Below are 15,275 nucleotides of genomic sequence, written 5' to 3'. Positions count from 1 at the left end.
TTGAAACAACTGCATATGGAGCCAAAAAAACATTGGGCTGTTTTCACGGATAACAGTTCTAAAAAATCTCATTTTATACATCGTATTTTATCAGCTAATTTTCCGGTAGGATTTGAAGCACTTGCCAATCAAAAGGGTCTTTTATTCTCTAAGGCCATCATAGATCGGTATATGGACGAGGAAGATAGGCACGACACTATTCTTATAGATCAAACAGGACAACAATCGCTACGGACCATGTCTAGCGGCGAACAGAAAAAGGCCCTACTACAATTCCTGATCACTAAAACACCTGATTTCTTAATCCTAGACAATCCCTTTGACAATCTCGATACTGATTCCCTAAAAGACCTAAAAGACAATCTAACACAGCTACAGCATAAAATCTCTACCATACAACTGGTCAGCCGAAGAAGTGATGTATTTTCCTTTACTACTTCTACGGTACGCCTAAGGGAGCGGAATATTATTCCTTACAGCGAGAAGGATACGGCCGAGGGGCAAGTTTTGACGGATTCCTTTTTTCCATCTAAGATTCCAGCTCCCTTACACTGTAAAGATTTCCCGACGGAAACCTTAATAGAATGCAGAAATATTTCTGTAGACTACAGCAGCAAACCAATATTACACGCTATTAATTGGACAATCAAGAAAGGTGAATTTTGGCAACTTATTGGAAGGAACGGCAGTGGAAAATCGACGCTACTTTCCATGATCACAGGAGATAACCACAAGGGTTACGGACAAGAGCTTTATCTCTTTGGCAGAAAAAAGGGCAGCGGAGAAAGCGTTTGGGAAATAAAGGAAAACATAGGGTATTATACCCCTGCAATGACCGATAAGTTTTCGGGCTTACATTCTGCACGGAATATGCTCATCTCTGGTTTAAACGACTCTATAGGGCTTTACTTGTATCCTACGGAGAATCAGTTAAACTTGGCTAAACAATGGTTGCAACTATTGGGAATGTGGGAGCTAAGGAACGTTAATTTCTACGAACTCACCCTAGGACAACAACGTCTGATTATGGCAGCAAGAGCCATGATTAAACACCCTCCTCTACTGATATTAGACGAACCCACAGCCGGATTGGACGATCGCAGCGCTGCCTTATTTGTATCCCTGGTCAATAAAATTGCCGAAGAGAGCCAAACCGCCATCATCTTTGTATCGCACCGAAAAGAACCCGGTCTATTACCGCATCACTTCTATCAGCTCAGCATGACCCCTCAGGGGTCAATAGGAGAAATACTATAACAAAAAAAAGAGCCGCTAATCAGCGGCTCTTTTCATATAACATTATAATGTAATCTTATTTATTCTACTGTTTCTCCTTCTTGAACCTTCTTTTTCAAGGTATCGAACATCACTGGAGTTGCGATGAAAATAGAAGAATAAGTACCTACAATTACCCCTATAATCATAGCGAACATAAATCCTCTTAGCGATTCCCCTCCGAAGATGAAAATAGCCAATAATACTACCAAGGTAGTCATAGAGGTATTCAAGGTTCTACTCAAGGTACTGTTTATTGCCAAGTTGGTATTTTGACCAGCACTCCAACCTTTTTCTGCAATGATTTCCCTAATACGGTCAAACACTACCACTGTATCGTTCAAGGAATAACCGATCACCGTTAATATTGCTGCAATAAAGGCCTGATCAATCTCCATGTTAAAAGGCATTATTTTACCTAGCACAGAGAATACTCCCAATACGATTAAAATATCGTGGAATACAGCTACCACAGCTCCTAATGAGAACTGCCATTTACGGAACCTAAGAAGGATATATAGGAATACTACCGCTAGGGAACCGAAAATCGCTAAGAAGGCATTCTTTTTAATATCATCTGCGATGGTTGGACCTACTTTTATAGATTGCATGATACCTACAGATTTCCCAGTGCTTCCTACTGTAAATTCGTCGAAGCTAGTACCGTCTGGCAAATACTTTTGCAGGGAAGTGTATAACTTCTCTTGAATTTCATTATCTACTTCAATACCTTCTACATCTACCTTATAAGGTGTTGTAATTTTAATTTGATTTGCATCACCAAATGTTTTCACATTGGTTCCACTACCAAATACAGTATTTAATTCCGAAGCAATTTCAGAAGGACTCACTACCTTCTCGAATCGGACCGTGTAAGAACGTCCCCCTACAAAATCGACCCCTTGCTGTAAACCTGGTCCAAAAAACAAGGAGAACAATCCGATAGTCACAAAAATAGAAGAAACGATATAAGCGATCTTTCTTTTTCCTAGGAAGTTAATATTAATGTTCTTAAACAAACTTTTAGTGATGTTTGTAGAGAAGTCCAAACTTTTCCCCTTACCAGAAACATACCAATCTACGATCAGTCTAGTAATGAAAATAGCCGTGAACAACGAAGTTACAATACCTATAAGTAAGGTAGTAGCAAATCCTTTTATTGGTCCAGATCCAAATACGAATAATATTAATGCCGTAAGACCTGTTGTGATGTTAGCATCCATAATTGAAGAAAGAGCGTTTCCAAAACCGTCAGCAATCGCCTGGCTTTGTCCTTTTCCTTTCGCCAATTCTTCTTTAATACGTTCAAAGATAAGTACGTTAGCATCTACCGACATACCAATAGTTAAAACAATACCTGCAATTCCCGGCAATGTCAACACAGCATTTAAGCTCACCAACACCCCAAATATTAATAGGATATTCAACAATAGCGCAACATCAGCAGCTATACCAGCTTTCCCGTAATAAAACACCATCCATACCAAAACAATCATCATGGCAATCATAAAGGAAGTAAAACCACTATCGATAGCTTCTTGTCCTAATGACGGTCCAACAATTTCTGATTGAATAATATCTGCAGAGGCAGGTAATTTACCAGCTCTTAAAACATTGGAGATATCTTTAGTTTCGTTAATAGTAAAGTTTCCAGTAATCTCAGAACGTCCTCCTGAAATTGGACCTGAAGAAACTCCCGGTGCGGTATATACCTTATTATCTAAAACAATAGCAATACCCGTTTGGTTATTAAAAGCATCACCTGTTAATTTTTCCCATTCTTTAGCCCCTTTTGTATTCATGGTCATAGAAACCGCAGGCTTATTAAACTGGTCAAAAGTATCGGTAGCATCCGAAACAACATCACCACTAATTCTAGGAGTATTGTCTCTATTAGATTTTAATGCATATAGGTCTACGATCTCTGCCCCTTCACTTGGACGTTCCCAAACGAATTTCACAAATTGGATATCTGCAGGGATCAAACGACGAATTTCTTTCATTCTTAGGTACTCACCAATTTTGGCAGTATCTTTAATAGCAGCACTTACCAATGCATTTCCGTTAGGATTTGTAGGTAGCAACAAGCTAAACAAAGGGTTCGCCTCTTGTGAGAAATCTAGTGAATCCTGAGACACATCGGACAATAAAGAATCTAATTCAGATTCTGGCTTAGCGTTAACCTCTGGTTTCTCTACTGTAACGATTGTTTTTAATTTTTCGTTAGCAGCTTGTAAAAAAGCACCTAAGCTTGGGTTGCTTTGTTTATAAGTTTCCCAAAACTCCAATTGTGCAGTACTCGATAACAAATCCTGTGCTCTAGCGATATCTCTTGCCCCTGGCAATTCTACTAAGATACGACCAGAATTTCCTTCTCTTTGGATGTTAGGCTGTGTAACTCCAAAACCATCGATACGCTCGCGCAATACTTCGAAAGCAGAGACAATAGATTGGTCTATCTTGGTTTTCAAGATAGGCTTCACCTGCTCATCGGTCATTTGGAAGTTAATTACATCACTTAGGCCTTTATTGGCGAAAATGTCTGGAGAAGCTAATTTAGTGTCCCCTTTAATTTTATCAAAGGCTTCAAAAAACAAATCAATATAAGTAGCATCACTACTTTTTGAAGCTACATCTGCATCAGCCAAGGCCTTATTGAAGACGGCATTTTTGGTATTCCCAGCCAAACCTTTTAAAATATCCTTTACAGATATCTGTAGGGTTACGTTGATTCCACCTTTTAAATCCAGTCCTTTGTTAAGTTCCTTCTTTTTAGCTTCGTGATAAGTGGTATATCCTAGAATAGAGTTATTTCCTATGGAATCCAAATACCTGGCTTCCAATTCCTCTCTTTTTTCGATATAATTTTCTTCTGATTCTGGAATATTGTTGGTAGCAAAGACAGTAGCTTCCTTTTCAACCTTATTCGTAATAAAAGTGTAGGATAGCTGATAAATACTAACTAGCCCAAACAAGAAAGCAAAAAGCTTTATAAGTCCTTTATTCTGCATTGGTTATATTAATTTATAAATGGTTTTCGTGAATAGCGTGCAAATATATTATTTCCCTAAGGAACTAACAATTATATTTTTTTCAAAACCAAGGCACCCGTCCCAAGCTGATTTTCATCAGTGGCTATGGTGACGGATGCCTTAAATTTCAATCTCATTAAAGCTTATAATTCCAAAAGAGCATTCGTTTTTCTTACTCCTTCTGCACTTTGTTGCATTTTGTTTTTCTCATCTTCGGTCAATTCGATATTGACAATTTTCTCGATGCCATTTTTCCCTAAAATTACAGGAACACCAATACAAATATCATTTAAACCGTATTCTCCTTCCAACAATACAGAGCAAGGGAACATTTTTTGCTGATCGCAAGCAATAGCATGTACTAGTGAAGACACGGCTGCACCTGGGGCATACCATGCACTAGTACCCAATAACTTAGTTAGGGTAGCACCTCCTACTTTAGTATCTTCTGCTACTTGAGACAATCTTTCTTCTGACAAGAATTCGGATACCTTAATACTATTTCTAGTAGCATGGGCCGTTAAAGGAACCATCCCTGTATCGCTGTGACCTCCGATAACCATACCGTCGACATCAGAAATAGGGGCCTCTAAAGCCTCTGCCAGCCTATATTTAAAACGGGCACTATCCAAAGCTCCACCCATTCCTATAATTCTATTTTTAGGCAAACCTGTAGTTTTGTGTACCAAATAGGTCATAGTATCCATAGGGTTACTTACAACTATCAGGGTCACATTTGGTGAATGCTCTAATAAATTAGCAGAAACTGTTTTTACGATCCCAGCATTTATCCCAATCAATTCTTCACGGGTCATACCTGGCTTACGTGGAATACCAGAGGTGATAACCGCAATATCGCTTCCTGCTGTTTTGCTATAGTCATTAGTAATTCCTGTGATTTTGGTATCAAAACCATTCAAGGAAGCCGTTTGCATTAAGTCCATGGCCTTCCCTTCAGCAAAACCTTCCTTAATATCTAATATTACTACTTCCGATGCAAAATTCTTTATAGCGATGTATTCTGCGCAACTTGCACCTACAGCACCTGCTCCAACTACGGTAACTTTCATTATAATGTTAGTTTAAAATTATTTTTAATCTCCCAAAAATACAGATTTTTGATAGAACAATATCGACTTTAAATAAAGTAAAAACAAAAAAACCATAAATAAAGGGTCTAAAATCCTTCTTTATAATGGTATTCCTTACATTTTTCCGACTAAGCCATAATTATAGGCCCCTTTTGACCGGTTTATTATAATAATCCTTGGTCCTAAAACGTTAAACATATAAGATCCATTCATAAAACAACTTCAATATGAAAAGATTATATTGTTTCTTAGTCATTATGGTTATTCTATTAGGGAGTAAATACACCAGAACAACAGAAAGCCATGAGACCGTTAGTGAAGCACATTTTAAAAGCTCAAATTCCGCCACTGCGATCTTAAAATACGACCCGTAGAAAATTTAAGATTATCAGTCCTATAACCTTAATAAAACAGTACTACACAGGCTATCTACTTCCTGTATTTCAAAAAAAACACCTCCAAACCCCCACCCTTTACATCTTTATTCGTTTCAGAATTGGCACATTGCCTTTAAAATCAATAAAGGCACCAATTTCATTAAGATTCTTATAACTAAAAAATCCGTCTTGAATTGAAAAACCAAAGCTTTTCAGGAACGAAAAGGCTTTAAGTCGTTGAATCCAAGGCGGAATATTTAAGTACTTCTTTAGAACAGCAACTTTCTTATGATGCTATTATAAGGTGAGATTTATCTAAATCCAAAATTAACACCAACGGTAAGGTTGTTAAAGTCTGCAATGGCATAATCGACATTTAGCCTAAAAAAGCCTAGTTTCAATTTAGCCCCAATGGTAGCATTCATCCCTTTGGCGTCCTTTTTCATAGAAAACGGATCGACATAGGTTTGTTGAAAAGGCCCGCTTTTCACGGTATAGGTTCCCAACACATCGGTATTAGACTTACCGGAAATATACCCTAGCCCACCATAAAAGTTAATTATTTTCAACCTAGTGGAGGCCACCGCCTGAAAAGACCATACGTTCATATCTATTTCTACCCTTTGGTTTTCACCATCTACAATAATAGAATTGGTAAAATCATAGGTTGCATCTAAATGCGTAAACCCGACAACTCCGGAAATAGCCACTGGCAAAACATCCTCTGCCGGTAAAAGGGACGTAAAATCGTACTGCAATCCAGCGCCATACAAGCCTAAAGCCACTTCTTCGGTGTCTATTTTCGGTAAAAACCTGGCCTTTATCTCCATTCCTTTAACAAGTCCAAAACTTAGCTGCAAAAAGGCCGTTGGGATAAAGTTTATCCCTTCGGAAGCGATTCCGGTAGGCAACTCAAATTCTTCCTTAGTATTAACTCCAGGCACCACTTCGCCCTCCACATAGACTCCGATTCCCTCTATATCTCCCAGCGCGGTAGACACGAATTTAGAGGCACTTCCATCTTGAAATTTCAGGTTTTTATAGTCGGCCGTATCTAGATTGAATTCCATTTTATCTCTCTTATTCTTAAAAGAGGTCATGTTTCCTATCAAAGAAATTTCGAATCCGCCTAAAGGTTTCGTCTGAGCAGAATTATACCACCCATTAGAGAGCCCATAGATAGCCGCTTCCGAAACTGGCGAAAAATAACTGTTTGAAAATTTCTCCGTATCCTCAATCCCGGCAGCAAACACCTCGTTAATATTGGACTGGGAATACAGCACAGGTCCACAAACTAAAAAAACAAAAGCAATTACATTTTTCATAGAATGGTTATTTATATTTAGTAGTTATCTTTTTTCTTCTCCATTTATTTACTTAGCCTTGCACTAGCAAAGGATACAAATGTGACGCAACAAGATAAGGAATCCCTATATGATCTAAAAACAAAAAACCCGCACCAAGGGTACGGGTTTTTTGTTGTTTTTACTATTATTTCCTATGCATCAATATTTGCATAGACTGCATTTTTCTCAATAAATTCTCTACGAGGTGGTACTTCATCTCCCATTAACATAGAAAATACCCTATCGGTTTCTGTGGCATTATCTATGGTAATTTGCCTTAAGGTTCTAAAATCAGGGTTCATTGTTGTATCCCACAACTGCTCGGCGTTCATTTCTCCAAGACCCTTATAACGTTGAATAGAAACACTACCGTTAAAAGTAGCCGCAATTTCATCGCGTTCCTTATCGGACCAGGCATATCTTTTTTTAGTTCCTTTTTTCACCAAGTAAAGTGGCGGTGTAGCAATATACACGTGACCTCCTTCAATAAGTTCTCGCATATATCTGAAGAAGAATGTCAATATTAAGGTTTCGATGTGACTACCGTCAACATCGGCATCACACATAATAACTACCTTGTGATACCTCAACTTATCTAAGTTCAGCGCTTTGCTATCTTCTTCCGTCCCAATGGTTACCCCTAGTGCGGTATATATATTTTTAATCTCCTCATTTTCAAAAACCTTGTGTTGCATGGCTTTTTCCACGTTCAGGATCTTACCTCGCAGGGGTAGAATTGCCTGAAAGGCTCTATCTCTACCTTGCTTTGCGGTACCACCCGCCGAATCACCCTCGACAAGGAACACTTCACAAAGTGCAGGATCTTGTTCTGAGCAATCGGAAAGTTTTCCTGGCAATCCGCCCAAGCTCATCACGGTTTTACGCTGTACCATTTCACGGGCCTTTGTAGCGGCGTGACGGGCCTGCGCTGCTAAAATCACTTTTTGTACAATGATTTTGGCATCATCTGGATTCTCTTCCAAATAATTCGTCAACATTTCTGAAACGGCCTGACTTACTGCGGCAGAAACTTCCCTGTTTCCTAATTTGGTTTTTGTTTGTCCTTCAAATTGAGGCTCTCCTACTTTTACGGATATAATAGCAGTTAAACCTTCTCTAAAGTCATCTCCTTGAACTTCGAACTTTAATTTGTCCAACATTCCAGAGGCATCGGCATACTTCTTTAAAGTAGTGGTTAACCCCCTTCTGAATCCGGATAAATGCGTACCCCCTTCATGGGTGTTGATATTATTTACGTAGGAGTGTAAGTTTTCGGTATACGAAGTATTGTAGACCATGGCTACTTCTACAGGGATATCGTTCTTCTCCCCTTCCATGGCAATTACGCTGCGTATAAGCGGCTCTCTGTTTCCGTCCAAGAATTTTATAAATTCCTTTAATCCTTCTTCAGAAAAGAACCTTTCACTTACGAAACCACTTTCACTATTCTCGTCCTTTTGTCTTCTGTCGGTAAGTACGATCTCTAGCCCTTTATTTAAAAAGGCAAGTTCGCGCATTCTATTGGACAAAGTTTCGTAACTATACTCTACTGTTTGGGTAAAAATAGTGTCGTCTGGAGTAAAGGTAACGATCGTTCCTCTATAATCTGTTTCTCCTATTTGTTTTACAGGATATAGCGCCTTACCCTTGCTATATTCTTGTTCCCATATTTTACCATCTTTATGAACGGTAGCTCTAAGATGCGAAGACAAAGCATTTACACAAGAAACACCAACACCGTGCAATCCTCCGGAAACTTTATAAGAATCTTTATCGAACTTTCCTCCAGCACCAATCTTGGTCATTACTACCTGCAAGGCAGAAACACCTTCTTTCTTATGGATATCTACCGGTATTCCCCTACCGTTATCTTTCGTGGTAACAGAATTATCTTCATTGATTGTTACTTCAATAGCATCACAATGACCACCCATTGCCTCATCGATAGAGTTATCGACCACCTCATAAACTAAATGATGCAATCCACGTACTCCAACATCCCCAATATACATGGATGGACGCATGCGCACATGCTCCATTCCCTCTAGTGCCTGAATACTATCGGCAGAATAATTATATTTTTTTGCTTCTTCGCTCATAAACTTATACTTGTTTCATTATAATTTTAGCAATCCTACAAATATAAGCAATACCCTATAAAATAAGGGATTGATGTACACTAAAGTTATGAAGTTATCAACAACTTATTTAAAAAATACGGAAACTCCCCTAAAAAGACCCTATTATCTTAGAATCGCCTTATTTCCACTAGGTTAAATTTCTAAAGTTTAACCATTGTTTAGAGCAAATAATAACTACCAATCCTTACTTCTAGAAAACATTTTATTGATAAAAGGACCACCCGATAATGGCTATTGACCATATTAGGCCCCTTCCTAAAACATCAAAATAAACGCGTATAGCAAGAAAGAATAAAAATCGACATACCTATGCCACCAACAGGATTATCCTTCATAGGATCTGCTAATAAGAAGCATTACCTCGCTTTCCCAAGACAGTCCTTATGCTCTTCTACCGTAGACCCATTATTCTTATAGTTTCTTTACCAAACCTGCCTAGAGCAGCAATAGGCTTATTTTTTGCGTTAGGGATGGCGGCGGCATCCCCGCAGCAACGCAAGGGATATAGCCAAGAGCCCGACCGCCCTAGGCGGGAACGCCCAAATTAATATCCTAGGGGTTTTAAAAACCTAAACGCCACCACGGCCCTTCCCTACATTGCACCTACAGCAAATTCAATTCTATTTTATGACCCGAAACCTCCTTGTTTACAAACCAAAAGAAGCACCCCAGTACCGAAATTGCTTCGATACCCGTGGGTGCTTCTTTAAGACTAATTTAACTAAAAACTGAATAAACAGCATTTTTTGTTTCCGAATGCTATCGGAATTATTTTACGTATGCATCCGAGTGCACTTTAGACACGGCCCTACCAGATGGATCGTTCATGTTTTTGAAAGCCTCATCCCATTCCAAGGCAATCTGGGTACTACAGGCCACAGAAGGCTCTTGAGGCACGCACAAGGCAGCGGCATCTGAAGGGAAATGTTCTTCAAAAATTGAACGGTAATAAAACTCTTCTTTAGAAGTTGGGGTTTGCAACGGAAATCTATATTTGGCATTTGCCAATTGCTCGCTAGTCACCTCTTTATCGACCACTTCTTTTAAGGTATCGATCCAGCTATACCCAACACCGTCAGAAAATTGCTCTTTTTGTCTCCAGGCAACACTCTCTGGCAACATATCTTCGAAGGCTTTACGTACCACCCATTTCTCCATTCGCTCCCCGTTGATCATTTTATCCTGAGGGTTAATACGCATGGCCACGTCCATAAACTCCTTATCCAAAAACGGCACTCTACCTTCAATACCCCAAGCTGCCAAAGATTTGTTGGCTCTTAAACAGTCGTACATATGGAGCTTACTAAGTTTACGTACGGTTTCCTCGTGGAATTCCTGAGCGTTCGGCGCTTTATGGAAGTATAAATACCCTCCAAACAACTCATCTGCACCTTCGCCGGACAACACCATTTTAATACCCATAGACTTAATTACCCTTGCCATAAGATACATAGGCGTAGAAGCCCTTACGGTAGTAATATCATAGGTTTCCAAGTTGTATATTACATCTTTGATAGCATCCAATCCTTCTTGGATGGTAAATTTTATTTCGTGGTGAATGGTACCGATATGATCTGCTACTTTCTGAGCTGCGGCAAGATCTGGAGACCCTTCCAACCCTACAGAGAAAGAGTGCAATTGTGGCCACCATGCATCGGTAGTATCGTCTGATTCTATTCTTTTTTGGGCATATTTTTTAGCAATTGCCGAAGTTACCGAAGAATCCAATCCTCCCGAAAGCAATACCCCATAAGGAACATCGGACATTAGCTGACGGTGTACCGCTGCCTCCAACGCTTCTTTTATTTCCTGGATACTAGTTTCGTTTTCCTTTACAGCATCGTACTCCATCCAATCGCGGGAATACCATTTCTTGAATTCGCCATCTTTGCTTTCCATATAATGTCCCGGAGGAAACAACTGAATTTTTGTACACGTTCCTTCCAAGGCCTTTAGCTCAGAGGCTACATAAAAGGTACCATTGATGTCCCAACCTATATATAAAGGAATAATCCCCATATGGTCCCTAGCAATAAAATACGCGTCTTTTTCGGTATCATAGATAGCAAATCCGAAAATACCGTTCATGTCATCTAAAAAGTCAGCCCCTTTTTCTTTATAAAGCGCTAAAATCACCTCACAATCAGACTCTGTTTGGAAATTATATTTTCCTTCGAACTGTTTTCTAAGTTCTCTATGGTTGTAAATCTCACCGTTCGCGGCCAAGACCAATTTTTTATCTTCACTAAATAAAGGTTGCTTTCCAGATGCAGGATCTACAATCGCTAAACGCTCATGGGCCATAATAGCCTTTTCATTCGCGAAAATACCACTCCAATCCGGACCTCTATGTCTAATTTTTTTGGACATTTCTAATAATTGAGGTCTTAAAACCTCTGTACTTTCCTTAACGTCAAAGGCACAAACTATTCCACACATACCATCGTTTTTATATCAATTACAAGGCAAAGATGCGATTAATGTTTCAATTATAAAACACATATAGCTTTATAGATTACAGTTTAAAACCCAATATAAACATATTGTTATATACTAACACTTTTACACTAAATATCCTGCTTCAAATCTGTCATTATGTAAGTAGCAATAAATTATAGTGTCTTTATATAAGGAAATCTAGAAATACTATCTAAATTTGACATTTAGAAAAACACACAAAACATGAAAAATTTATTTACCACTACTCTAATGATCATTGCTTTGGCATTCACAAGCACGGTACACGCCCAAAAATTCAGCGGTCTAGATAAGAGTCCGGCCGACATTGCTTCCTACCCTTCTGACTATAAGGTTTCACAAAAATCTATGCGTGTTACCTACAGTAGGCCACAATTAAAAGGAAGATCTATTTCTGAGCTTGCCCCTGCCGGTAAGGTTTGGAGAACAGGAGCCAACGAAGCCCCAGAAATTGTATTCTACAAAGATGCAACCATCGGAGGAAAAGTAATCCCAGCAGGTTCTTATGCTCTTTTTAGTATCCCAGGCGAAAAAGAATGGACTATTATTTTCAATAAAAACTTAAACCAATGGGGAGCTTACTCCTATGATGATACTGCCGATGTATTGAGAGTACCTGCCAAGGTAAGCCAGGCACCGGAATCTTTAGATGCTTTTTCTATAGCTTATAAGGAAGTTGAAAAAGGAGCACATATGGTGATAGGTTGGGGCAACACTAGAGTGTCCTTACCAATTTCCTTTTAAACATTCCCAGAATTTTATAAAAGCCGAAATCATAGATTTCGGCTTTTTTTATATCCCTTTGCCATTTTCCGCGGCCCTATTTCCCAACTTCTCCGAGCCGTCAACAGCCATTTTTCTCTTCCGCCGAAACCATTACATCCCGGTCGGCACCTATGTAAACTCTTAAATAGCAAAGAATTTTCTTTTAAAACCAATTCTGTAAGAAATTCTAGTCTTATAATTATATTAGGGACCAATAATGAATGTATTTTTGTAGCATGCTAAAGGAACGAATCAACTCACTCTATCTGTTTTTTAAAAGCTCCAACTTTTTTCGAGGATTAATCGTCACCATAGCTATTTTAATTCCTTTGACCACACTAATCCCGATGGGCCATTCGGACTACGCCATCTCCATTGCGATAGGAATCTTATTGAACGCTCCAAGTGATATTCCCGGGAGTTTAAAACGAAAGATCAATAGTATTTTAATAAGCATTGCCCTCACCATGGTGGTGACCTTTATTGTTGCAATAAGTCACCCCTATTTTTGGGTATTGCTAGCTGTCATAGCTGTGCTCTCCTTTGGCATATCGCTTTTATCAGTGTATGGCTTTCGTGGCTCTTTAGTTTCCTTTTCTGGACTAATGGCCATGGTGTTAGGTTTGACCACTAAAATTTCGGACACCCCTTTATGGATTCATATTCTATGTATTGCTATTGGCGGGCTATTCTATCTCTGTATCTCGCTTGTCTCTCATTGGATATTGCCTAAAAAGGACGAGGACCAATTATTGGCCGACACCCTTGATTTAACCGGCGACTACCTTATTGCCCGCGGAAAGCTGATTACCCAAAAAAATGCTAGGGAAGAGAACTTTAAAAATGTATTTCAGCTACAGACCCAGATCAGTGAAAAACACGAGCTACTTCGGGAGCTTTTGTTAATGGCGCGAACAAAATCGGGAAGAACACATTTTGATGAAAAACGCCTACTGATATTTATATCCTTAGTAGATATTTTAGAATTGTCCTTGGCAAACAATTTGGAATACAATAAAATTGACACCCTGTTTAAGGATCACTCTCAACACCTACAAAAATTCATCGATGTCAATTTCGTTTTTGGAAACCACTTAAAAGAATTGGCAGAAACCATCCTAAAAAAGGACAAAATCCACAGCAAGGATAGCTTACTACTTGTTCTGGATGCGGCCAATAATGCCATTGCAGAATATGTAGCAATAGTTACCCTACCCAAAGCACGGGAAGGTGCTATAATTTTAAAAAACCTCTATGACTATTTAGAGCTTCAGCTGCAAAAGATCAGGGCCATACGACGGGTATTGTCCAATTCTGAACTCGCTTCGAGAACAACTTTAAAAAGTAGTGAGGCCCAGCAGTTTATTACTACCCAAGACTACAGTTCCAGAATTATTTTGGAAAACCTAAGTTTTAACTCACCTATTTTCCGGCATTCCTTACGCTTTGCGGTAACGGCAACCATTACCTATTTCTTTGGTACCCTTTTAGAAATTAAAAACACTTACTGGATTATTCTAACCTTATTGGTGATAATGCGACCAAATTACGGGCTTACCAAGGGACGCTCTATCAATAGAATAGCGGGTACTTTAATTGGTGCCGTTATTGCTGCCGTCATTATATTTATGACCCAAAGCACAGCTGTTTATTCAATATTGGCAGCCATTTCATTAACCTTTGCCCTTTCATTAACACAACAGAACTATCGTTGGGCGGCCGTATTTTTTACTACCACCATCATTTTTTCCTATTCCCTTCTTACCCCCAATGCTTTTGAAATAATACAATATAGAGTATTAGATACCGCCATTGGAGCCTTACTGGCCGTAGTGGCCAACTACTTGCTATGGCCCAGTTGGGAGTTTATGAATCTAGAACGATTCTTGGTGGCTGCCATCCGTTGCAACACGGACTATTTATTGTCGATAAAAAAGTTTTACCGAACCAAGGAGGTGATGGACGTTTCCTATAAGGTAACCCGTAAACACGCATTTTTAGCCATTAGCAATTTAAATGCTGCTTTTCAACGTATGACCCAAGACCCTGCATCTAAACGAAAGGCTTGGGAACCGGTCTACGAGATGGTCACCCTAAACAATACCATCCTTTCTACCTTGGCATCTCTTGGCTCTTTTATTCAACACCACAAAACCACCGAAGCCTCTGATAATTTTATTACGGTAGTAGACCATATTGAAAATACCCTATTGGAAACCCTAAAACTATTGGATCAAAAAAAAGAAATATGTCCTCCCCAACAAGAAGGGCTTATCCTTGCCCAAGAAAAATTAAAGAACTCCTATGAACTTTTGGTCGAAGAACGCGAGAAAGAATTAAATTTAGGACACAGCCCAATTAGGGAGGAAATGCTGCTTAACCTTCAGGAAGCACATTTAATATACAATCAACTAATATGGTTAAAGAATTTGGTCGAGAATTTAAAATCGACCACCCAAAAATACAGCTCGCATGTTACCGAATAACAAATTGATGTCCTAGTTGCTTTTCATATAAAGCAAGTAATTTTATTTGTAAACAAATCAGATCAACACGCCAAATTTAAGACTGACACTTCCTTTCCTAGAGAGTTTTTAGACCCGCACACAGTCCCTATTATACCTTCTTTCCCCTACTTTTAAAATCGAAAAATAATATTTCACAACCAATCCTTTTTAATAATACATTTGTCGGCGAAAATCGGCTCATACTTACTACCATGTTAAGAATTGGGCATAACCAAAAACTGGTCGTAAAATGTATTTAGCTA

9 protein-coding genes are annotated in these 15,275 nt (G+C 38.9%); 4 read left to right on the top strand and 5 right to left on the bottom strand.

Features of this window, described 5'->3' with window-relative positions; all coding sequences use genetic code 11:
* Nucleotides 1-15 precede the first annotated feature (15 nt).
* Nucleotides 16-1,257: an ATP-binding cassette domain-containing protein gene (locus HCG49_RS12275; RefSeq protein ID WP_168469833.1), complete on the top strand. Its 1,242-nt coding sequence runs from the start codon at nt 16-18 to the stop codon at nt 1,255-1,257.
* A gap of 59 nt (nt 1,258-1,316) precedes the next feature.
* On the opposite strand, the gene secDF is transcribed toward HCG49_RS12275, so the two are convergent.
* Complete coding sequence (secDF, locus tag HCG49_RS12270; RefSeq protein WP_168469832.1) at nt 1,317-4,286, bottom strand: protein translocase subunit SecDF; 2,970 nt, start codon at nt 4,284-4,286, stop codon at nt 1,317-1,319.
* Between the two features lie 164 nt (nt 4,287-4,450).
* Complete coding sequence (gene mdh, locus HCG49_RS12265) at nt 4,451-5,377, bottom strand: malate dehydrogenase (protein WP_168469831.1); 927 nt, start codon at nt 5,375-5,377, stop codon at nt 4,451-4,453.
* A gap of 248 nt (nt 5,378-5,625) precedes the next feature.
* Between mdh and HCG49_RS12260 the strand changes: the two genes are divergently transcribed.
* On the top strand, nt 5,626-5,772 hold the full coding sequence (locus HCG49_RS12260) for a hypothetical protein (RefSeq protein ID WP_168469830.1): 147 nt from the start codon (nt 5,626-5,628) through the stop codon (nt 5,770-5,772).
* 314 nt (nt 5,773-6,086) lie between these two features.
* Here the strand turns inward: HCG49_RS12260 and HCG49_RS12255 are convergent, their stop codons facing one another.
* From HCG49_RS12255 to asnB, 3 genes are all read right to left on the bottom strand, one after another.
* Nucleotides 6,087-7,100 carry a DUF6588 family protein gene (locus HCG49_RS12255; RefSeq protein WP_168469829.1) on the bottom strand — a complete coding sequence of 338 codons (1,014 nt, stop codon included), beginning with the start codon at nt 7,098-7,100 and terminating at the stop codon, nt 6,087-6,089.
* A gap of 173 nt (nt 7,101-7,273) precedes the next feature.
* A complete protein-coding gene (gene gyrB, locus HCG49_RS12250; RefSeq protein WP_168469828.1) occupies nt 7,274-9,220 on the bottom strand; it encodes a DNA topoisomerase (ATP-hydrolyzing) subunit B in 1,947 nt (648 codons plus the stop codon).
* A gap of 810 nt (nt 9,221-10,030) precedes the next feature.
* Nucleotides 10,031-11,701: an asparagine synthase B gene (asnB, locus tag HCG49_RS12245; protein WP_168469827.1), complete on the bottom strand. Its 1,671-nt coding sequence runs from the start codon at nt 11,699-11,701 to the stop codon at nt 10,031-10,033.
* A 243-nt stretch (nt 11,702-11,944) separates the two neighbouring features.
* Here asnB and HCG49_RS12240 point away from each other — a divergent pair, with 243 nt between their 5' ends.
* Both HCG49_RS12240 and HCG49_RS12235 read left to right on the top strand, forming a co-directional pair.
* Nucleotides 11,945-12,484: a DUF2911 domain-containing protein gene (locus tag HCG49_RS12240; protein WP_168469826.1), complete on the top strand. Its 540-nt coding sequence runs from the start codon at nt 11,945-11,947 to the stop codon at nt 12,482-12,484.
* Between the two features lie 350 nt (nt 12,485-12,834).
* Nucleotides 12,835-14,991, top strand: a complete 2,157-nt coding sequence (locus HCG49_RS12235) for an FUSC family protein (protein WP_240938691.1) — start codon at nt 12,835-12,837, stop codon at nt 14,989-14,991.
* The last annotated feature ends 284 nt before the right edge of the window (nt 14,992-15,275 follow it).

The sequence above is a fragment of the Arenibacter sp. 6A1 genome (assembly GCF_012272855.1).
In the GTDB taxonomy this organism is placed as follows: domain Bacteria; phylum Bacteroidota; class Bacteroidia; order Flavobacteriales; family Flavobacteriaceae; genus Arenibacter.
The sequence above is the reverse complement of the archived record's forward strand: the minus strand, read 5'-3'. Positions and strand labels throughout refer to the sequence as shown.

Bases quoted from the DNA above. Each gene is read 5' to 3' on its own strand.
- HCG49_RS12260 (WP_168469830.1), top strand. From the start codon at position 5,626: ATGAAAAGATTATATTGTTTCTTAGTCATTATGGTTATTCTATTAGGG.
- gyrB (WP_168469828.1), bottom strand. From the start codon at position 9,220: ATGAGCGAAGAAGCAAAAAAATATAATTATTCTGCCGATAGTATTCAG.
- HCG49_RS12275 (WP_168469833.1), top strand. From the start codon at position 16: ATGGAGCCAAAAAAACATTGGGCTGTTTTCACGGATAACAGTTCTAAA.
- HCG49_RS12255 (WP_168469829.1), bottom strand. From the start codon at position 7,100: ATGAAAAATGTAATTGCTTTTGTTTTTTTAGTTTGTGGACCTGTGCTG.
- secDF (WP_168469832.1), bottom strand. From the start codon at position 4,286: ATGCAGAATAAAGGACTTATAAAGCTTTTTGCTTTCTTGTTTGGGCTA.
- asnB (WP_168469827.1), bottom strand. From the start codon at position 11,701: ATGTGTGGAATAGTTTGTGCCTTTGACGTTAAGGAAAGTACAGAGGTT.
- HCG49_RS12240 (WP_168469826.1), top strand. From the start codon at position 11,945: ATGAAAAATTTATTTACCACTACTCTAATGATCATTGCTTTGGCATTC.
- mdh (WP_168469831.1), bottom strand. From the start codon at position 5,377: ATGAAAGTTACCGTAGTTGGAGCAGGTGCTGTAGGTGCAAGTTGCGCA.